We start from the raw sequence: 14,777 nt of genomic DNA on the forward strand, positions 1-14,777 counted from the left end.
ACATTAGCGGTTGTTTTGAGGAAAACTCTTCGTTGCGCCTTTATCCAACTCGGCTTATTCTAGGCACTCCGATTGGTACAGGCTCGAGGAGCTTGGTCGGTAGGTCGTGGAGGTACTGATGGCATCTTCAATAACGTTGTTCTCGCATGAAGGTGCTCAGTTCGCATTACCGTTAGGCGAAGGTACTATTCGCTTCGGTGACAGTGCTGAGCAGGTGGTAGCGGTTCTCGGGGAGCCGGAGAATCACCCGAGTGAAAGCCCCTTGTACTACTCCCAGGCAAATATTCAAGTTCACATCGGTGACAACGGTGTTGAATTTATTGAGTTCGCGACCAACCCTGAGAAAGACGGTGTCACGGTGGAATGGGAAGGCCATAACCTCTCCCACATGAACGCCATCGAGTGCGCCGAGCTGTTGAAGAGGCTTAACCACGGGTCTCGGATTGACGATGATCAAGCTCCAGAGTCTTACGCTTTCGAGAAACTGGGGCTTAGCGTATGGCAACCGTACGCGCTGGCCGATGCCCTTGAGGAACTCGAGGAAGCGCGAGCTGGGGGCACCGAGGGTGAGGAACTCGAGTACTTCGAAGAAGAAGCCAAGGAGGCAGAGTGCTTTGACGCGATCGGCCTGGGTTCTCGCGACTACATGAACCAGTACTTCTAGGCTCGCCTTTCTCCAGACCCACGTCCCGCTTCACGGAGACCAGCGAGAGCGTACGAAACTATTGCCTCACCCAAGGGTGAGCACATGGTTCCTCTGCGGGAACCCGATCTTGCGCTTGCGCATCTCTTGCAACTCGTCAAGCGAAATGAGTGACCACGCGTCGTCGGGGGTGAACTCGAAAGAGTAGTGGTGGGGCGTCGTCAAGCACTGCGTGTAGTGCTGGACCCGCAACTACTGTGACGAAAGAGTTGAATGTTGCGCGTGTTGCGTCTGTGATTATTGGGGCGAATTCGGTAGTGTTGCGCGCATGAGCCATGCACGTCGCCTTGTTACCGCCGCCGTTACTGCCGTAACGGCCCTTGCGTTGTCCGTATCCACCGCCGTTGCCATCCCGTCCACCGCGCCACAGGGCGTGGATGTTTCCGGCAACAACCACATGTCCTTGCGCGGCATCGACTGGGATGCTGTGAAGTCGGATGGCCAGTCCTTCGCCTTCGTCAAGGCCACCGAGGGAACCTCCTTCGTGAACCCGAAGTTTGTGGGGGACGCCAACGCGGCGTCGGCAGCCGGCCTCGAGGTGGGCGCGTACCACTACGCCCGCCCGGCCAGCGACGCCAAGCAGCAGGCAGCGAGCTTCGCCTCCCAGATCGCCCTGGTGCCGTCTCAGACCCTGCCGCCGGTGCTGGACATTGAGGTCACCGAAGGTTTGAGCGCCGATCAGCTCGCCGACTGGATCGACACCTTCATGACCGAGGTCAAGTCGCTGACCGGCCGCACGCCTATGCTCTACACCTACAAGTTCTTCTGGATGGGCCAGATGGGCAACACCACGCGCTTCTCTGAGTACCCGCTGTGGCTGGCCGCCTACCAGGACACCGCTCCGGAACCCGTCGGTGGCTGGGACAAGATTGCCTTCTGGCAGCGCTCCGGCTCCGGCCGCGTGGCCGGTATCGAAACCGTCGTGGACATGAACCTGTTCAACGGCAGCCAGTCGCAGCTGAAGGAGTTCTCCAACGGCAACTACATCAACTTCGGCGGCATCGTCGACGACTTGGTGGTGCCGGGCATTGACCTGGGCGATGACGCCGGCGTTCTCATCGCGGGCATCCTTGCCGTGGCCGCCGGCGCGATGGCGATCCCGGCCGTGGCCCAGGCTGCGCAGGACGCGGGCATCTCCATCGACCCGACCGAGCTTATCGAGCAGGCGGAGAAGCTGCTCAAGACCGGCGCTATTAGCACCGGCGACCTGGACAAGCTGGCCAACCACGACGCCACCACCGGCGACTTGGCCCTGTTCCTCGATAACGCGGAGCACGTCCAGGACTTCGACTCCAACAACATTGACCAGCAGGACGTGGACACCGCCGCCGACGTGGCGCGCACCGCCGGACACGGCGCGGGCGTCGAGGTGCCGGCGTTCGACTCCAAGCAGGTGGCGGACCTGCTCAACAGCCTGCTTTAAAGAGCAGGCGTATCGCGACGCGGGCTCGCGCCGCTGAAGAAGTGGCGCGTCCACGCCTCGTCGCGGTAGTGCGCGGGCACGGCCCCGGACAAGAGGGGCTTGGATATCGTGGCGGCTGCGGGGGAGCCGTCTGTGGGAAGCTCGGTATCCGAGCCGATGAGGATGATGTTGCCGTAGCGCCGGCCTTTAAGCATGGGAGGATCGGCAATAACGGCAACATGCGCAAATACCTCCGCCATTCCGGCGAGCTCCGCCTTTGCGCCCTGCAGGTCGGAGTGGTCGCCACAATTGGCCACGTAGAGCCCGCCCGGGCTGAGCGTGGCGTGGGCGTGCTGGAAGAACTCCTGGGTGGTCAGCGGCTCTGGGGTCTTCGCACCGGCGAAGACGTCCCGGATGATGACGTCGAAGCGGTTCGGCGGAAATCCTTCGGTGACAGCGCGGGCCTCGCCGGCGCGGATTTTCACGCGGGGCGCTGAGGGGATGGCGGCCAGGTCACGGATGAGCTCCGCTAGCTTGGCATCGAGTTCGACCACCGTGTTGTGGGAATCCGGCCACAGGTCGGCGAAGTAGCGGGGCAGGGAACAGCCCCCGCCGCCCAAATGCAGCAGGCGCTTGCCGGAAGCAAGATTCTCCACGGCGGCGGCAATCCAGCGCATGTACTCAAACTCCAGGGCCCGCGGCTCGTCAGGGATGAGGTGCGAGGACGGCACGCCGTTGATGTTGAGGATGAAGGCGCCGTCGCGGAAGGGATCCGGCACGACGACGAGCTCGCCGGTGGAGATTTCGTAGGTGCCCGCGATGGAGTGTTCAGTACTGCGTTTCCTGCCCATAATGCTGATTAGCTTAGGGAATACCTCAGAGCGATGGCGTGTTGGGGTAGGAGGTACACCGCGACTAGTCTTGGTGGACGTCAATGAAAGAAGAAGGGGAGAGCATGCGAGTACTGGTAGCCATGTCCGGCGGCGTCGATTCCTCCGTCGCCGCGGCGCGCGCGGTGGAGGCGGGCCACGACGTCATTGGCGTGCACCTGGCCCTGCACAAGGACGCCCAGCAGACCCGGGAGAAGGCTCGGGGCTGCTGCTCGCTGGAGGATTCCGCCGACGCCCGCCGCATCTGCGACAAGCTGGGCATTCCCTTCTATGTGTGGGACTTCTCCGAGGAGTTCAAGGAAGCCGTCATCGGTGACTTCGTGGACTCCTACGCCCGCGGTGAGACCCCCAATCCGTGCCTGCGCTGCAATGAGAAGATTAAGTTCGCAGCCCTACTGCGCAAGGGCATGGCGCTGGGATTTGATGCGGTGGCAACGGGCCACTATGCCACTATCGACGCCGACGGCTACATGCGCCGCTCCCTGGATGAGAACAAGGACCAGTCCTACGTGCTGGGTGTCATCACCAAGGAGGAGCTGGACCACTGCTTCTTCCCCATCGGGGATACCCCGAAGCCACAGATCCGCGAGGAGGCCAAGCGCCACGGCTTTTCCACCGCCTCCAAGCCGGATTCTTATGACATTTGCTTCATCCCGGACGGCAATACCCAGGCCTTCCTGGGCCGCTCCATCGGTCTGCGCCCGGGCATGATCGTGGACACTGCGGGCAACGAGCTCAAGGAGCATGATGGCGCGTGGAACTACACCATCGGCCAGCGCAAGGGGCTCGACATCAAGACGCCGACTGCCGACGGCTCCCCGCGCTACGTCACCGACATCGACGCCGCCACCGGCACCGTCACCGTGGGATCGCGCGCTGATTTGGCCGTGACCAGCATTGAGGCCGACCGACTCAAATACCTCCACCCGGCCATGGACGGCGACTTTGACTGCGAGGTGCAGGTGCGCGCCCACGGCTCTGTCGTTCCCTGCCGCGCCCACGTGGACCGCGAGGGCGACCGCATGGCGCTGGAGCTTAACGAGCCTCTCTCCGGCGTGGCGCGTGGCCAGGCTGCCGTGCTCTACCTGCCGAGCCCGGACGAGCTGGGCGATATCGTGCTGGGTTCCGGCACCATCTGCGGGACGAAGTAGATGACCGGATTCGCCCTTGGCCCCATGCCCGGCACGTCCATGGCGGAGGCAGCGGACATCATCCTGGGGGAGACCGCGCTTCCCGCCCTCCCGCAGCTTCCCGAGCGCGGCTTGGGCTCGGATGCGGTGGGCCGCACGGCCAGCATGCTGGAGGCCATCTCCATCGACCGCGGGCCGCGCGCGTGGCGGATGACGGCGCGCCCGCAACTGCTGACCCGCCGCGCGTGGGACCGGCTGGAGCGCGACCTCGACGAGGTTCAGGAGGTCTGGGGTGAGAACGTGACCCGCGTGAAGGTACAGGCACTTGGCCCGTGGTCGCTCGCGGCGAGCATTGAGCTTTCCGACGGCCACCGCGTCCTCACCGACCGCGGAGCCTTCACCGAGCTCGCCGAGTCCCTCCGCCAGGGCCTGCACGCCCACGCCGAGGACGTCGCTAGCCGCTTCCACGGGGAGGTCGTCGTCCAGCTCGACGAGCCGCTGCTTGGCGACGTCACGGCGGGCCGCCTTCCCGGCACCACCGACTTCGACACCATTCCCGCCGTCCCCAACGAGGTCGCGCTCGATCTGCTGCAGTCCTTCGAGGCGGACTACCTCCACGCCCCGCCGCTGTGGGCGCTCGCGCCCGCGGCAACGACTTTCCTCACGGACTTCCGGGGCCTGGACACCCCGCGCAATCTCGACGGCTTGGGGGAGCACCTCAGCGCCGGGCACCGCATTGGGCTGGGGTTCCCCGGTCGCGATGCCCGCGCGGAGGCTATCGCACTGGCCCGCCACCTTGACCGCATCGGCATGCCACGCGAGCTGCTCGTCGATAAATTTGACGTGTACCCAGTCACGGCTTCCGCTAGCACTCTGCGCTCGGTATCCGAGACCGCCGATATCCTCGCCCGCGACGCCGGCAATCTCTAGTCCACGCGCCCCAGGCTGTCCGTCGTGGTGAAGAAGGCCTCCATGTAGGGGATGACGAACTGGAGCTGGCCATGGGCGGTGGGTTCGATGAGGTCGGCGTCGATAAGCCGCTGGCGTGTGGCAGAGAGGGAGCGCACCGTCCGATCTTGGTGCGCGGCGATGTCCTTGATTTCCGCCGTGCCATCTTCCATGACCGCGCTCATCGCTTCGAGGAAGAGACGCTGCGCCGGCGGGAGCGAAAGGGTCGCAGGCTGGTGGACTTGGGCGCCGAGAACCGAGATGGCCTCGGCTGATACTGCCGTGACGTCGTGTTCCTCGACGCTGCTTCCACTTCCACGCTGCGCCCGGCCCCAGGCCAACGAACCGACGAGCTGCACGAGGTAGGGGTAGCCGCGGGAAAGGCGAACGGCAGCGGCCACTGCATCATCAGTGAATTCGAGCCCGGAATGGGCGGCTGTTTCCGTGAAAGCCACGGTGGCGTTAGCAGGAGAGAGCGGGCCCAGAACGAACTTCTGGGCGCGGCGTAGAAAGGTCACGCCAGGCAAGTCCAGCAGGCGGTTAACGCCCTGCGGCAGACCAGCGGCCACGATGGCAACGTCGAGTTCATCGCGCACGAGGTCCTGGTAGGTCACGGCCAAGGAGGTGAGGTCGTCTGCGTCCGCGTCCTGTACCTCGTCGATGGTGAGCAGCACGCCTGTGCCTTTGAGTAGCGCTAAAAGCTCGCGCAGGCGAGTGTTGAGCGTGGGTTTATAGGCCTCTTCCGTGTTGTGCTGAATGCCAATGGTTGCCAGGCCGCCAACGCCGACGCGGTTGACCTTGTGCTTGTCCGCTGGGGCAAGCTTGTCCATGATGCGCGGGATGGTGGTATCGACCAGTTCTTCCACCATGGAGCTGCGGCCCGAGGCGCGCAACGTAATCCACCCGCGGCTCGAGGCGATATCTTCGAGTTCGTTGAGGAGCACCGTCTTGCCAATACCGCGAGCGCCGCTAATAATGAGCGAGCGGCCAGGGCTGCCTGGTTGTGAATCTAGTGCAGCCCGAAAGGTGTCGAGCACTGCCGTGCGGCCAACCCAAAAGAGCGGTGGAACGCCGAAGGTGGGGCGAAAGGGATTCTCGTGTGGGGTCATGGTCTCCATCATAAATGGATTGGGAGATTTGGGAGACTTTTTGAAATGGGGAGATTTGGGAGACTTTTTCGGCGCCCAGGTCGATTTAGGCGTCCCGCACCGTCCGAATGGCGCCGACGACGTCGAAATCGCCGTTAATAGCTATAGGGGCACGATGGGTGAGCTCCGTAATCTTTTCCTGAACACTGGGACGCTGCGGGAAATCTGGGTGTGAAGCTGTGGTTGTCAGGAGATCGCGCAGGTAGTTTTCCAAAGAAATGCCAGCAGCATCAGCGCGCTTCTGGAGGGTGTCAATGACGGAGGGGTCGACGTTGGGGATATGGATGGTGCGGTGAGCGGGAGCAGCCATAGCGCCAGTCTACGGAAGGTTTTAGATTGCGCTTTTGAGCTTCGATTCTGCAGCCCGCCAAGCTACTGCGCCGGCGTACAGAACACATGCGGCGACGAGGCCGTACGACCAGAAGAAGTGGAGGCCTGAATTCCAGAGCATGGCAAGTCCGATAACGGCGACAGTGAGGGTATTCATCAGGACGGAAATAACGCGTGAGCTCGTCTTTTGGGGACAACGATTGCTTTCCATGCGGACCCTAAAAGGGAAGCAATGATAACGATCATGCTGATGGTGAGGACCACGGTTTCTCCTTAGGGCGCGAGCCCGTCGAATAGTGCTTGGGCTAGGTCTTCGGTGCCGGTGAGGGAACCGTTGTTGGCGAAGGCGGCGCGTTTGGGGGCTTTCACGAAACCACTTCAATCTTTCTACGAAACCTCCTGCCAGCCAAAAAATTGGCCGCGAACGAAAAATGACCCACTCCCTTCGTTGGAGGGGTCATTTTTTCTTGGTCTCAACGCCGTTTTAGGCCCAATTACGGCACTCGTCCACGACCTCTAGGCCACGGGTTTCGTCCTCGTTGTTGAGGACCAGCCGGTGGTGGCTTCGTTCGCTGGGTGGCCGGGGTCTTGTAACGCTCCATGGTGGTCTTGTTGCTGCGATCACGCAGGACTGGCTGCGGGTAGTTGTCGGGGTCTGAACCGAGGGGGTGCGCCCAGTCAGGGCCGTTTGGAACGCTACCGCTACGTCATAGCCCGAAGGCTCCACCGCTGACGAGGATCACGATGCCGAGGCCGATGAGAACGATGGGAAAGAGGATGCCCTCCCAGCGTTCGAGCACTTCCGCGATCGGGGGGCGGGTGGCGACGAACTTTGCCAGGGCCACCAGGACCGCAACGAGCGCGAGGAAGATAACACAGTAGGCGACTACTGCGAGAGGTTCCACGCTGAGGAATACAGGGGTGTAGACGCCAATGTTGTCGCCACCGTTGGCAAACGTGACGCCTGCGACTGTCCAAACACCGACCTTCTTGCCGGCAACCTTGGCCTCGTCGTCATCGTCGTCATCGTCTCCGCGCCAAGCCTCCCATGCGGCCCAGAGGCCGAGGCACAGAGGGATGAGACCGAAGTACGGGATGGCTGTCGAGGGCAGGAATGCTCCGGCGCCCATGGTCACTAGAACCGCGGCACCGAGGATGCCCGCGAATCCGAGGTACTGGCCGGCCAGAATGCGGGCGGTAGTGCCGCGCTGGCCTGCCCCTCGCGCGAAGAAGAGGGAGAGCACGATGATGTCGTCGATGTTGGTAGCTGCGAACAGGCCGATCGCCTGCAAGACCGAGGTGAGGATCATGCGTCCTCCCCAGCTGCGTAGCACCCGGGAAGCGAGCAGGCGGGATCGATGCACGGGGCGTCTTCGTCTACTGCCAAGGTGGCATCGACCAATGTGGTCAGCGCCTGCGCCAGGTGCGGATCGGCGATCTCGTATCGTGTCCGACGCCCCTCGGGCTCGGAGACGACAATTCCACAATCGCGCAAGCATGCCAGGTGGTTGGACACGTTCGAGCGTGTCAGGTCCAGATCTCGGGACAGTTCCGCCGGGTAAGCGGGGTGGTCGAGCAGAGTCAAGATGATCCGGGATCGAGTGGGGTCGGCCAGTGCACGACCCAGGCGGTTCATCACGTCGAGGCGAGAAGCAATAGTCAGCATGCGCTGAACTATACAGCGATCACTGAACTAGTCAAGTTCCGGATAGCGGTGCAGCTGTCTGCGCTGCTCAAGAGTCAGTGGAAGTAGCCGAGATAGCAGAGATTCCGGCAAAGTTGCGAAAGCAGCGTCGCCAGCTCGAGATTCAAGTTGTGCACGAGCCTGGCGTAGTTCGCGAGATCCGTTTTCAGGCCCCACGCAATGACCCGAACGGGACAAAACTCGATGACCTCATCATCTTGAACTGGGAAGGCTCGAACAAACTTATCTACCTCATTCGCAGCCTTGACTCGATTCCCGTTTGCAGCGGGGACACCTCGGGGTTCGACGACGGTTCGCGCCGCCAACGCGCTTCTGAAGGGTGGCAATTACGGTGGGGGCGACGTTATGGATGTGGACCGTGCGGTGAGAGGGAGCAGTCATAACGTCAGTTTGCGGGAGGACTTAGATTGTGTTTGCGGGCTTCGAGTCCATAGCCCGCCAAGCTACTGCGCCGGCATACAGAGCGCATGCGGCGACGAGGCCATACCACCAGGCGAAATGGAGGTCTGTATTCCAGGGTAGGGTATATCCGATAAGGACTAGGACGAGGGCAGTTATCGCTACAGAAATAGCGCGGTAGACCGTCTTTCCTGGGGTGGTAAATGCCTTCCATGCGGACCACAGGAGGGAGGCGATGATAACGATCATGCTGATAGTGAGGAACACGATTTCTCCTTAGGGTGCGAGCTCGTCGAATAGTGCTTGGGCTAGGTCTTCGGTGCCGGTGAAGGAATCGTTGTTGGCGAAGGCGGCGCGTTTGGTCTCTGGATCGACGATGAGCATGGTGGAATAGCCATAGGTGCCGCCGTTGTGCCAGAAGCCAGCATTGTCCTCGCTGGGCGGCTGCCATCCGTAGTCGGTATCGCCGTTATCCATGAACCACTCGGCGAACTTGGCCATGTCACTTGCCGTGGAGCGGATGGCTCCCGCGGGAGCGGAGCCGTCCATCTCCCAAGGCTCGGCGTGGCGGCCGGTGGGGGTGAGGCCGCGTGGGGCGTCGTCAGGCACTGAGCCTGGCGTCATGAGGTAGGTTTCCGTCATGCCGGCTGGCTTAAAGATGCGTTCTTTGAGCATCTGCTCATAAGGCTGTCCAGCGGCGGTCTCGAGCATGTGGCCCAAGAGCCCATAGCCAAGGTTCGAATAGGACTCTTCGCCGCGGTTCTTCAGCTCGGCCTTCGTGGCGGCAGCCATGATGTCCTCTACGGTCTCGCCTTCATAGGGGTTCGAACCGGTGACACCCGAGGCGAGACTGCTGAGGAGGCTCGCGCTCGCCAGTCGCGGTAGACCAGAGGTGTGGTTAAGCAGTTCCCTCACGGTGACGTCAGCGACGGGAGCATCGCCGACATCGAGGACTTCGCCCACAGTGGTATCAGGTTTCAACTTTCCTTCGTCGACGAGCTGGTGGGCCAGTTCGCCGGTGAACATCTTGGTCACGGAGCCGATTTCGATCTCTGTGTGCTCGTCGCTGCCCAGTCCCGCGAAGGTGGCTTGGCCGTCGTGAAGCGTGAAGGCGGTGAGATTGTGGAAACCGGATTCGGAGTGCTTTTCCAGCTGGGTTGCTAGGGCTTCGTCGCCAGTTTTGTCTTGTGCCAAAGCAATTCTTTGTGGCCCTACAACAAGGAGGACGGCGGCAACAACAATGATGGTGATGATAGCTAGGGCAATCTTGGATGCGACACGGTTCTGCATTAGTGGTCCTCGCTTGCAGTGATGATGGTGAGAAGGGGGATAACGCGGGGAGGGCGGATGGCATATTCGCCACCGGACTTGGTGGTCCAGCCGGCGTGGGTCAGTGCGCTTAAGTGGTGATAGGCGGTGCCGGTGGAGGAGACGATGTTTTCTTCGACAAGCTCGGCTGCCGTCGCAGGTGCGGCGAGCAGGCGGCGGAGGATTTCGCCGCGAACGGGATGGGCGAGCGCGGATAGGCGCTCAAGATTCTCCGTCCATTCCTCATCGGTGACGAAGGTGGTTGGGCGCTGCCATTGATAGGCATAGGCGCGCTTGCCGACGTTGATATTGCCGCCGAAGATGACGGAGCCGTCGGGAAGCTGCTCGTTGGGCGCGAGGGCGTCAACGAGCCAGTAAATCGAATCCTCGGTGGTTGCTTGGGTGGAGGTGCGTGAAGCGGGGTCGGTGTGCTCGGCGCTGGCGCGTCCCTCAAGTGCGGCGACGCGCGCTTCAAGCTCGGCGAGGCGTGCTTCGACTGTCGTTTCCATGTTTTCTAGAATTCCAGAACTCTAGAAAACTGGCAAGGGTTAACGGGAAAAGGGGGTCCTGGAATTAAGAGAATCATTGGCCACGCGGTGGAGACATTTGAGGCATCCCGACCGCGTCCTTCCAGGTACCTCTTGAAGGACTCGCGGTCCTTGTACCACTCGACTGCCTGGTACTCCATGAGCTCGTTGGTATCCATCTGGGACAGCTCAGGGAAGTGCTGACGCACTTGCTTCCAGGCGACACGGGCGGCCGCGAGGGCGTCGGCAGTAGCCTCATGCGCGTTACTCAGCTCCACGCCGTAGTGAGAGGACACGTCCTCTAGAGTGCGCTTTCCTTTGCGCCACTTGTCTTTGACGCGGTCAATGACAAACGGGTCATACACCGGACCATTGACCGTGAAATCCCCGGTCAGGGCGCGCAGTACGGAGAGATCGTAGGCGGCGTTGTACACGATGAGAGTGAGTCCATCCTCCCAGGCCTGGTAGATGGCATCGACCGTCTCTTTGAGAACCTCCTCGTGCGGGCGCCCCTCCGCGCGGGCCTTCTCAGTAGTGATGCCGTGAATCTTCGCGGCCTCCTCCGGGATTTCCACGCCCGGGTCAGCGAGCATTTCCCGCTTGTCCACTTCGCGCCCGTCAATGCGCACGAGAGCGGAGGTGACGATGCGGGCTTCTTTGGGCTTAACGGAGGTGGTTTCGAGGTCGAAGGAGAGCATGCGGGTGGCGTCGAAGTTCATGGACAACACTCTAGCGCCCGGCTCGGACACGCACTATGGGAGTCCTGCAGAATGACGGACGAACACGTGCAGAATGACCAACTGCAGGTCACAGGCATGTCCGGCAGCCCGGCTACACTAGTGACTCGTGAGTGATGCAGTAGATATCCAACGCGAATGGTCCGAGCTTGCGCAAGAGGTGCGCAAGCACCGCGAGCTGTACTACAACGGTGAGCCCGCGATTCCAGATGCCGACTTTGATGCGCTCTTCCAGCGCCTGTTGGCCCTCGAGGCCGAGCACCCTGAACTGCAGACGCCAAGTTCGCCTACCCAGCAGGTGGGCGCCGCGCCGGAGGGCGCCGTCGACATTGAGCACTTGGAGCGCCTGTACAGCTTGGACAACGTCTTTAGTGCTGATGAGCTGCAGGATTGGCTGGACCGCACTCCAGCAGAGTCCTATCTCACCGAGCTGAAGATCGATGGCCTGTCTATCGACTTGGTCTACCGCGATGGCACGCTCGCTACGGCAGCCACGCGTGGCGACGGGCGCATGGGTGAAGACATCACCGCGAACGCTCGTGTCATCCCGGACATCCCCCAAGAGCTGACGGGTACGGAGGAGTACCCCGTCCCGTCCTTGGTGGAGGTGCGCGGCGAGGTCTACATGCGCCCGGACGAGTTTGAGGAGATTAACTCTGCGCGCCGAGAAGACGGCAAGCCCACCTTTGCTAATCCCCGCAACGCGGCAGCCGGTGGCCTGCGCATGAAGGACCCCGAAGACGTGAAGAAGCGTCGGCTCCACATGGTCTGCCACGGAATCGGCGCGCGGGAGGGCTTCCAGCCCACCTCGCAGCACGACGCCTACCGTGCTCTTGAAGCGTGGGGATTCCCAGTCTCGCCCTATACCAAGCGTGTGACCAGCGCTAGGGAGGTGCAAGACCAGGTTAAGCACTGGGCAGAACACCGCCACGATGCCTACTTCGAGATGGATGGACTCGTCATCAAAGTCGATGACCTAGCCAGCCAGCGTGCCCTCGGCGCCACCTCGCGTGCGCCGCGGTGGGCTATCGCGTACAAGTACCCGCCGGAGGAAGTGACGACCAAGCTGCTCAATATCGAGGTCGGTGTCGGACGTACCGGACGTGTGACACCGTTTGCGATTATGGAGCCGGTCTTTGTCTCTGGCTCGACGGTCTCCATGGCCACCCTGCATAACCAATTCGAGGTCAAGAACAAGAACGTCCTCATTGGGGATACCATCATCATCCGCAAGGCCGGCGAGATTATCCCGGAGGTCCTAGGCCCTGTGTTGGATAAGCGCGACGGCAGCGAAACGGAATGGGTCTTCCCGGAAAATTGCCCCGCCTGTGGTACGAAGCTAGCCCCGCAGAAGGAGGGCAATCAGGACTGGCGCTGTCCCAACACGCGTAGCTGTCCGGCGCAGCTTGCAGCTCGTCTGGAATATCTTGCCTCCCGCAAGGCGCTCGATATTGGGGCGCTGGGAGAGAAGGCTGCAGCTGACCTCATCTCTTCCGGTGTGCTGAAGGACGAGGCAGACCTCTTTGACTTGGACGAAGAGGCACTGCTCAAGTCTTCGCTGTATACCACGCAAAAGGGCGCCCTGAATGCCTCAGGCAAGAAGCTTCTGGAGAACCTCAAGACCGCCCGGCAGACTGAGTTTTGGCGAGTGCTGGTGGCCCTGTCCATCCGGCACGTGGGGCCGATTGCCGCCCGAGCCCTTGCCACGCGCTTTGGGTCGATGGACGCACTGCGGAGCGCGTCGGTGGAAGAACTGGCAGATACAGACGGAGTTGGCGGGATCATCGCCGAGTCCTTCAAAGCGTGGTTCGAGGTGGACTGGCACGACAACATTGTGCAGCGCTGGACTGCCGCGGGCGTGAGCATGGCGGACGAAGTTTCGGATAAACCCGAGCAAACCCTCGAGGGTCTTACCGTAGTGGTCACCGGCACGTTGGAGAACTTCACGCGTGATTCCGCGAAGGAGGCCATCATTTCGCGTGGTGGTAAGGCATCGGGTTCGGTGTCCAAGAAGACCAGCTATGTGGTGGTTGGTGACAACGCGGGATCGAAGGAACAGAAGGCCCGCGACCTCGGTCTTCGAATTCTGGATGAAGCGGGCTTTGAGCGCCTGCTGGAGGAGGGAGAAGCATGAAAATTGCGGCGCTAGATATGGACGGCACGGTATACGTCGATGAAGAGATCACGCCCGCGTGCCGCGACGCCATCGCCGCGTGGCGAGCAGCCGGCAACCTCGCAGTATCCGCCACGGGCAAATCGATTTCCAGTGCCCGCGGCACCCTGGAGGAATTCGGCGTGGAACTGGACTACCACGTGCTTTACAACGGCACCGTCATTACTACTGGGAACTATTCGATCATTCAGGAGGAGCATCTCCCCAGTGACGTAGTCGGGGAGATTGTCCAACGGTTTTCCGGACGTCAAGGGATCAATATCTACGCCACAACCTTGACTGGTTCTGATGCCTTGGTATGGAACGGCCTCGCAAACCGAGAATCCTCCATGGTTCCGAATGCTCGGCCGACCGATCTGGATAGTGTGGGTGACACCGTCCTACTGTCGTTGTGGATTCCGGATGACGAGGCCTTGCGCCACGAGGTCGACGCGTGGGTCAGCGCAAACTTCGACGTCGAGTCCTCCTTTAACATGGGGTTCTACGACATCATGCCGCCGGGCCATAACAAGGGCGAGGGCTTGACGCGGCTCATTGGTCATCTCGGTATTGAAGGCTCCGAGCTCTACACTTTTGGCGATAGTTTCAACGATCTGTCGATGCACGCCATCGCCACCGAGTCCTTCAGTTTCCCGGACGCGGCTATCAGTGACCAGGTCACCCACGTGGTGCCCGACGTAGCCGCCGGGCTGCACCAACTTCTTAAGTGAGGAATTTGCCGAGGATAGCGCCGAGGTCTCCGAGGTGCTGAACCTCGGAGGCCAAGTAGTCCGGTCCGCCCACGCGGCCCATGACCACCACGTAGTTGGTGCCCACCAGCGGTGCAGCGGCCAGTGAGGAGTCCAGGAGTGTCCATGATTCCGGAATCCACGTATCGCGGTCTTTGTTGAGGATGCGGGCCTCGGTGATGCCGAGCTCGGTGGGGTTCGTGCCGTCGTCGGCAGGCGCTGCATCCGACGCTGCGATGCGCTTGATGGGGGAGATATTCGTGGTGATGATGGCCCAGTTCGAGGTCAGAGCCTTGGGAATGGCGGCACAGACCTCTTGCATAGCGGCTTTCACGCTGGTGCGCGCCGCAACGCGTGCGAGCAAATGAATCTGACCGCGGCGATCGACACGGCCGCTAAACGGGCGAATGGAATCAATTTCCACACCGTCGACGCCCTGTGCAGCTGTAATAATTTCATCGGCCATTGTGGATTGCGGGAGGTCCACCACAATGTCATCCATGACGGTACCGTCGGGGAAGTTCTCCACGATGTCTACCGACTGGATATTCGCCTCAATGTCTCCCAGTGCGTGCGCCAAATAACCCAAGCTACCGGGGCTATCGGGGAGCTGGACGCGTACAAGGTAGGACATGATGATCTTTCTGTG

General features: G+C 61.5%; 15 protein-coding genes. 6 read left to right on the forward strand and 9 right to left on the reverse strand.

The genetic code is table 11. The features are described from left to right. Positions 1-118 precede the first annotated feature (118 nt). Entirely contained in the window at positions 119-664 is a 546-nt protein-coding gene (locus tag ACKFR8_RS01810) for a hypothetical protein (protein ID WP_408930433.1), read from the forward strand. A 307-nt stretch (positions 665-971) separates the two neighbouring features. Beyond that, the gene (locus ACKFR8_RS01815; protein WP_408930434.1) at positions 972-2,126 is read left to right on the forward strand and encodes a glycoside hydrolase family 25 protein; all 1,155 of its coding nucleotides are present in this window, start codon (positions 972-974) and stop codon (positions 2,124-2,126) included. Here the strand turns inward: ACKFR8_RS01815 and ACKFR8_RS01820 are convergent. Then, positions 2,123-2,956, reverse strand: a complete 834-nt coding sequence (locus ACKFR8_RS01820) for a spermidine synthase (RefSeq protein WP_408930435.1) — start codon at positions 2,954-2,956, stop codon at positions 2,123-2,125. The two genes, ACKFR8_RS01815 and ACKFR8_RS01820, sit on opposite strands and share 4 nt — an antisense overlap. Before the next feature lie 104 nt (positions 2,957-3,060). Here ACKFR8_RS01820 and mnmA point away from each other — a divergent pair, with 104 nt between their 5' ends. Both mnmA and ACKFR8_RS01830 read left to right on the forward strand, forming a co-directional pair. Next, positions 3,061-4,146 carry a tRNA 2-thiouridine(34) synthase MnmA gene (mnmA, locus tag ACKFR8_RS01825; RefSeq protein WP_408930436.1) on the forward strand — a complete coding sequence of 362 codons (1,086 nt, stop codon included), beginning with the start codon at positions 3,061-3,063 and terminating at the stop codon, positions 4,144-4,146. After that, positions 4,147-5,055, forward strand: a complete 909-nt coding sequence (locus ACKFR8_RS01830; protein ID WP_408930437.1) for a methionine synthase — start codon at positions 4,147-4,149, stop codon at positions 5,053-5,055. Here ACKFR8_RS01830 and ACKFR8_RS01835 read toward each other — a convergent pair. The 7 genes from ACKFR8_RS01835 to ACKFR8_RS01865 all read right to left on the reverse strand — a co-directional run bounded on the left by ACKFR8_RS01835 (position 5,052) and on the right by ACKFR8_RS01865 (position 11,209). After that, positions 5,052-6,191, reverse strand: coding sequence for an AAA family ATPase (locus tag ACKFR8_RS01835; RefSeq protein WP_408930963.1), 1,140 nt, complete (start codon positions 6,189-6,191; stop codon positions 5,052-5,054). The two genes, ACKFR8_RS01830 and ACKFR8_RS01835, sit on opposite strands and share 4 nt — an antisense overlap. 76 nt (positions 6,192-6,267) lie before the next feature. Further along, positions 6,268-6,531: a FitA-like ribbon-helix-helix domain-containing protein gene (locus ACKFR8_RS01840; RefSeq protein ID WP_408930438.1), complete on the reverse strand. Its 264-nt coding sequence runs from the start codon at positions 6,529-6,531 to the stop codon at positions 6,268-6,270. Between the two features lie 727 nt (positions 6,532-7,258). Next, positions 7,259-7,861, reverse strand: a complete 603-nt coding sequence (locus tag ACKFR8_RS01845; protein WP_408930439.1) for a cadmium resistance transporter — start codon at positions 7,859-7,861, stop codon at positions 7,259-7,261. Continuing rightward, the gene (locus ACKFR8_RS01850; protein WP_092147900.1) at positions 7,858-8,217 is read right to left on the reverse strand and encodes a Cd(II)/Pb(II)-sensing metalloregulatory transcriptional regulator CmtR; all 360 of its coding nucleotides are present in this window, start codon (positions 8,215-8,217) and stop codon (positions 7,858-7,860) included. The genes ACKFR8_RS01845 and ACKFR8_RS01850 overlap by 4 nt, the downstream gene beginning before the upstream one ends. 714 nt (positions 8,218-8,931) lie before the next feature. Beyond that, positions 8,932-9,945 (reverse strand): serine hydrolase domain-containing protein, encoded by a 1,014-nt coding sequence (locus ACKFR8_RS01855; protein WP_296132690.1) that lies wholly within the window; start codon positions 9,943-9,945, stop codon positions 8,932-8,934. Continuing rightward, complete coding sequence (locus ACKFR8_RS01860; RefSeq protein ID WP_296132687.1) at positions 9,945-10,472, reverse strand: ArsR/SmtB family transcription factor; 528 nt, start codon at positions 10,470-10,472, stop codon at positions 9,945-9,947. Before ACKFR8_RS01860 ends, ACKFR8_RS01855 begins: the two co-directional genes overlap by 1 nt. 5 nt (positions 10,473-10,477) lie before the next feature. Next, positions 10,478-11,209, reverse strand: coding sequence for a 3'-5' exonuclease (locus ACKFR8_RS01865; RefSeq protein WP_408930440.1), 732 nt, complete (start codon positions 11,207-11,209; stop codon positions 10,478-10,480). Between the two features lie 127 nt (positions 11,210-11,336). On the opposite strand from ACKFR8_RS01865, the gene ligA reads away from it, so the two are divergent. Together ligA and ACKFR8_RS01875 are read left to right on the forward strand one after the other, a co-directional pair. Next, the gene (ligA, locus tag ACKFR8_RS01870; RefSeq protein WP_408930441.1) at positions 11,337-13,361 is read left to right on the forward strand and encodes an NAD-dependent DNA ligase LigA; all 2,025 of its coding nucleotides are present in this window, start codon (positions 11,337-11,339) and stop codon (positions 13,359-13,361) included. After that, complete coding sequence (locus ACKFR8_RS01875) at positions 13,358-14,110, forward strand: HAD-IIB family hydrolase (protein WP_296132680.1); 753 nt, start codon at positions 13,358-13,360, stop codon at positions 14,108-14,110. The genes ligA and ACKFR8_RS01875 overlap by 4 nt, the downstream gene beginning before the upstream one ends. On the opposite strand, the gene ACKFR8_RS01880 is transcribed toward ACKFR8_RS01875, so the two are convergent. Further along, a complete protein-coding gene (locus ACKFR8_RS01880) occupies positions 14,103-14,762 on the reverse strand; it encodes an amino acid-binding ACT domain protein (protein ID WP_296132678.1) in 660 nt (219 codons plus the stop codon). The two genes, ACKFR8_RS01875 and ACKFR8_RS01880, sit on opposite strands and share 8 nt — an antisense overlap. Between the last annotated feature and the right edge of the window lie 15 nt (positions 14,763-14,777).

Origin of the sequence: Corynebacterium axilliensis, from assembly GCF_046097495.1 — a bacterium.
Lineage (GTDB): Bacteria > Actinomycetota > Actinomycetes > Mycobacteriales > Mycobacteriaceae > Corynebacterium.

Coding starts and splice junctions, on each gene's coding strand:
- ACKFR8_RS01810 (WP_408930433.1), top strand. CDS start 119: ATGGCATCTTCAATAACGTTGTTCTCGCATGAAGGTGCTCAGTTCGCA.
- ACKFR8_RS01815 (WP_408930434.1), top strand. CDS start 972: ATGAGCCATGCACGTCGCCTTGTTACCGCCGCCGTTACTGCCGTAACG.
- ACKFR8_RS01820 (WP_408930435.1), bottom strand. CDS start 2,956: ATGGGCAGGAAACGCAGTACTGAACACTCCATCGCGGGCACCTACGAA.
- mnmA (WP_408930436.1), top strand. CDS start 3,061: ATGCGAGTACTGGTAGCCATGTCCGGCGGCGTCGATTCCTCCGTCGCC.
- ACKFR8_RS01830 (WP_408930437.1), top strand. CDS start 4,147: ATGACCGGATTCGCCCTTGGCCCCATGCCCGGCACGTCCATGGCGGAG.
- ACKFR8_RS01835 (WP_408930963.1), bottom strand. CDS start 6,191: ATGGAGACCATGACCCCACACGAGAATCCCTTTCGCCCCACCTTCGGC.
- ACKFR8_RS01840 (WP_408930438.1), bottom strand. CDS start 6,531: ATGGCTGCTCCCGCTCACCGCACCATCCATATCCCCAACGTCGACCCC.
- ACKFR8_RS01845 (WP_408930439.1), bottom strand. CDS start 7,861: ATGATCCTCACCTCGGTCTTGCAGGCGATCGGCCTGTTCGCAGCTACC.
- ACKFR8_RS01850 (WP_092147900.1), bottom strand. CDS start 8,217: ATGCTGACTATTGCTTCTCGCCTCGACGTGATGAACCGCCTGGGTCGT.
- ACKFR8_RS01855 (WP_296132690.1), bottom strand. CDS start 9,945: ATGCAGAACCGTGTCGCATCCAAGATTGCCCTAGCTATCATCACCATC.
- ACKFR8_RS01860 (WP_296132687.1), bottom strand. CDS start 10,472: ATGGAAACGACAGTCGAAGCACGCCTCGCCGAGCTTGAAGCGCGCGTC.
- ACKFR8_RS01865 (WP_408930440.1), bottom strand. CDS start 11,209: ATGAACTTCGACGCCACCCGCATGCTCTCCTTCGACCTCGAAACCACC.
- ACKFR8_RS01875 (WP_296132680.1), top strand. CDS start 13,358: ATGAAAATTGCGGCGCTAGATATGGACGGCACGGTATACGTCGATGAA.
- ACKFR8_RS01880 (WP_296132678.1), bottom strand. CDS start 14,762: ATGTCCTACCTTGTACGCGTCCAGCTCCCCGATAGCCCCGGTAGCTTG.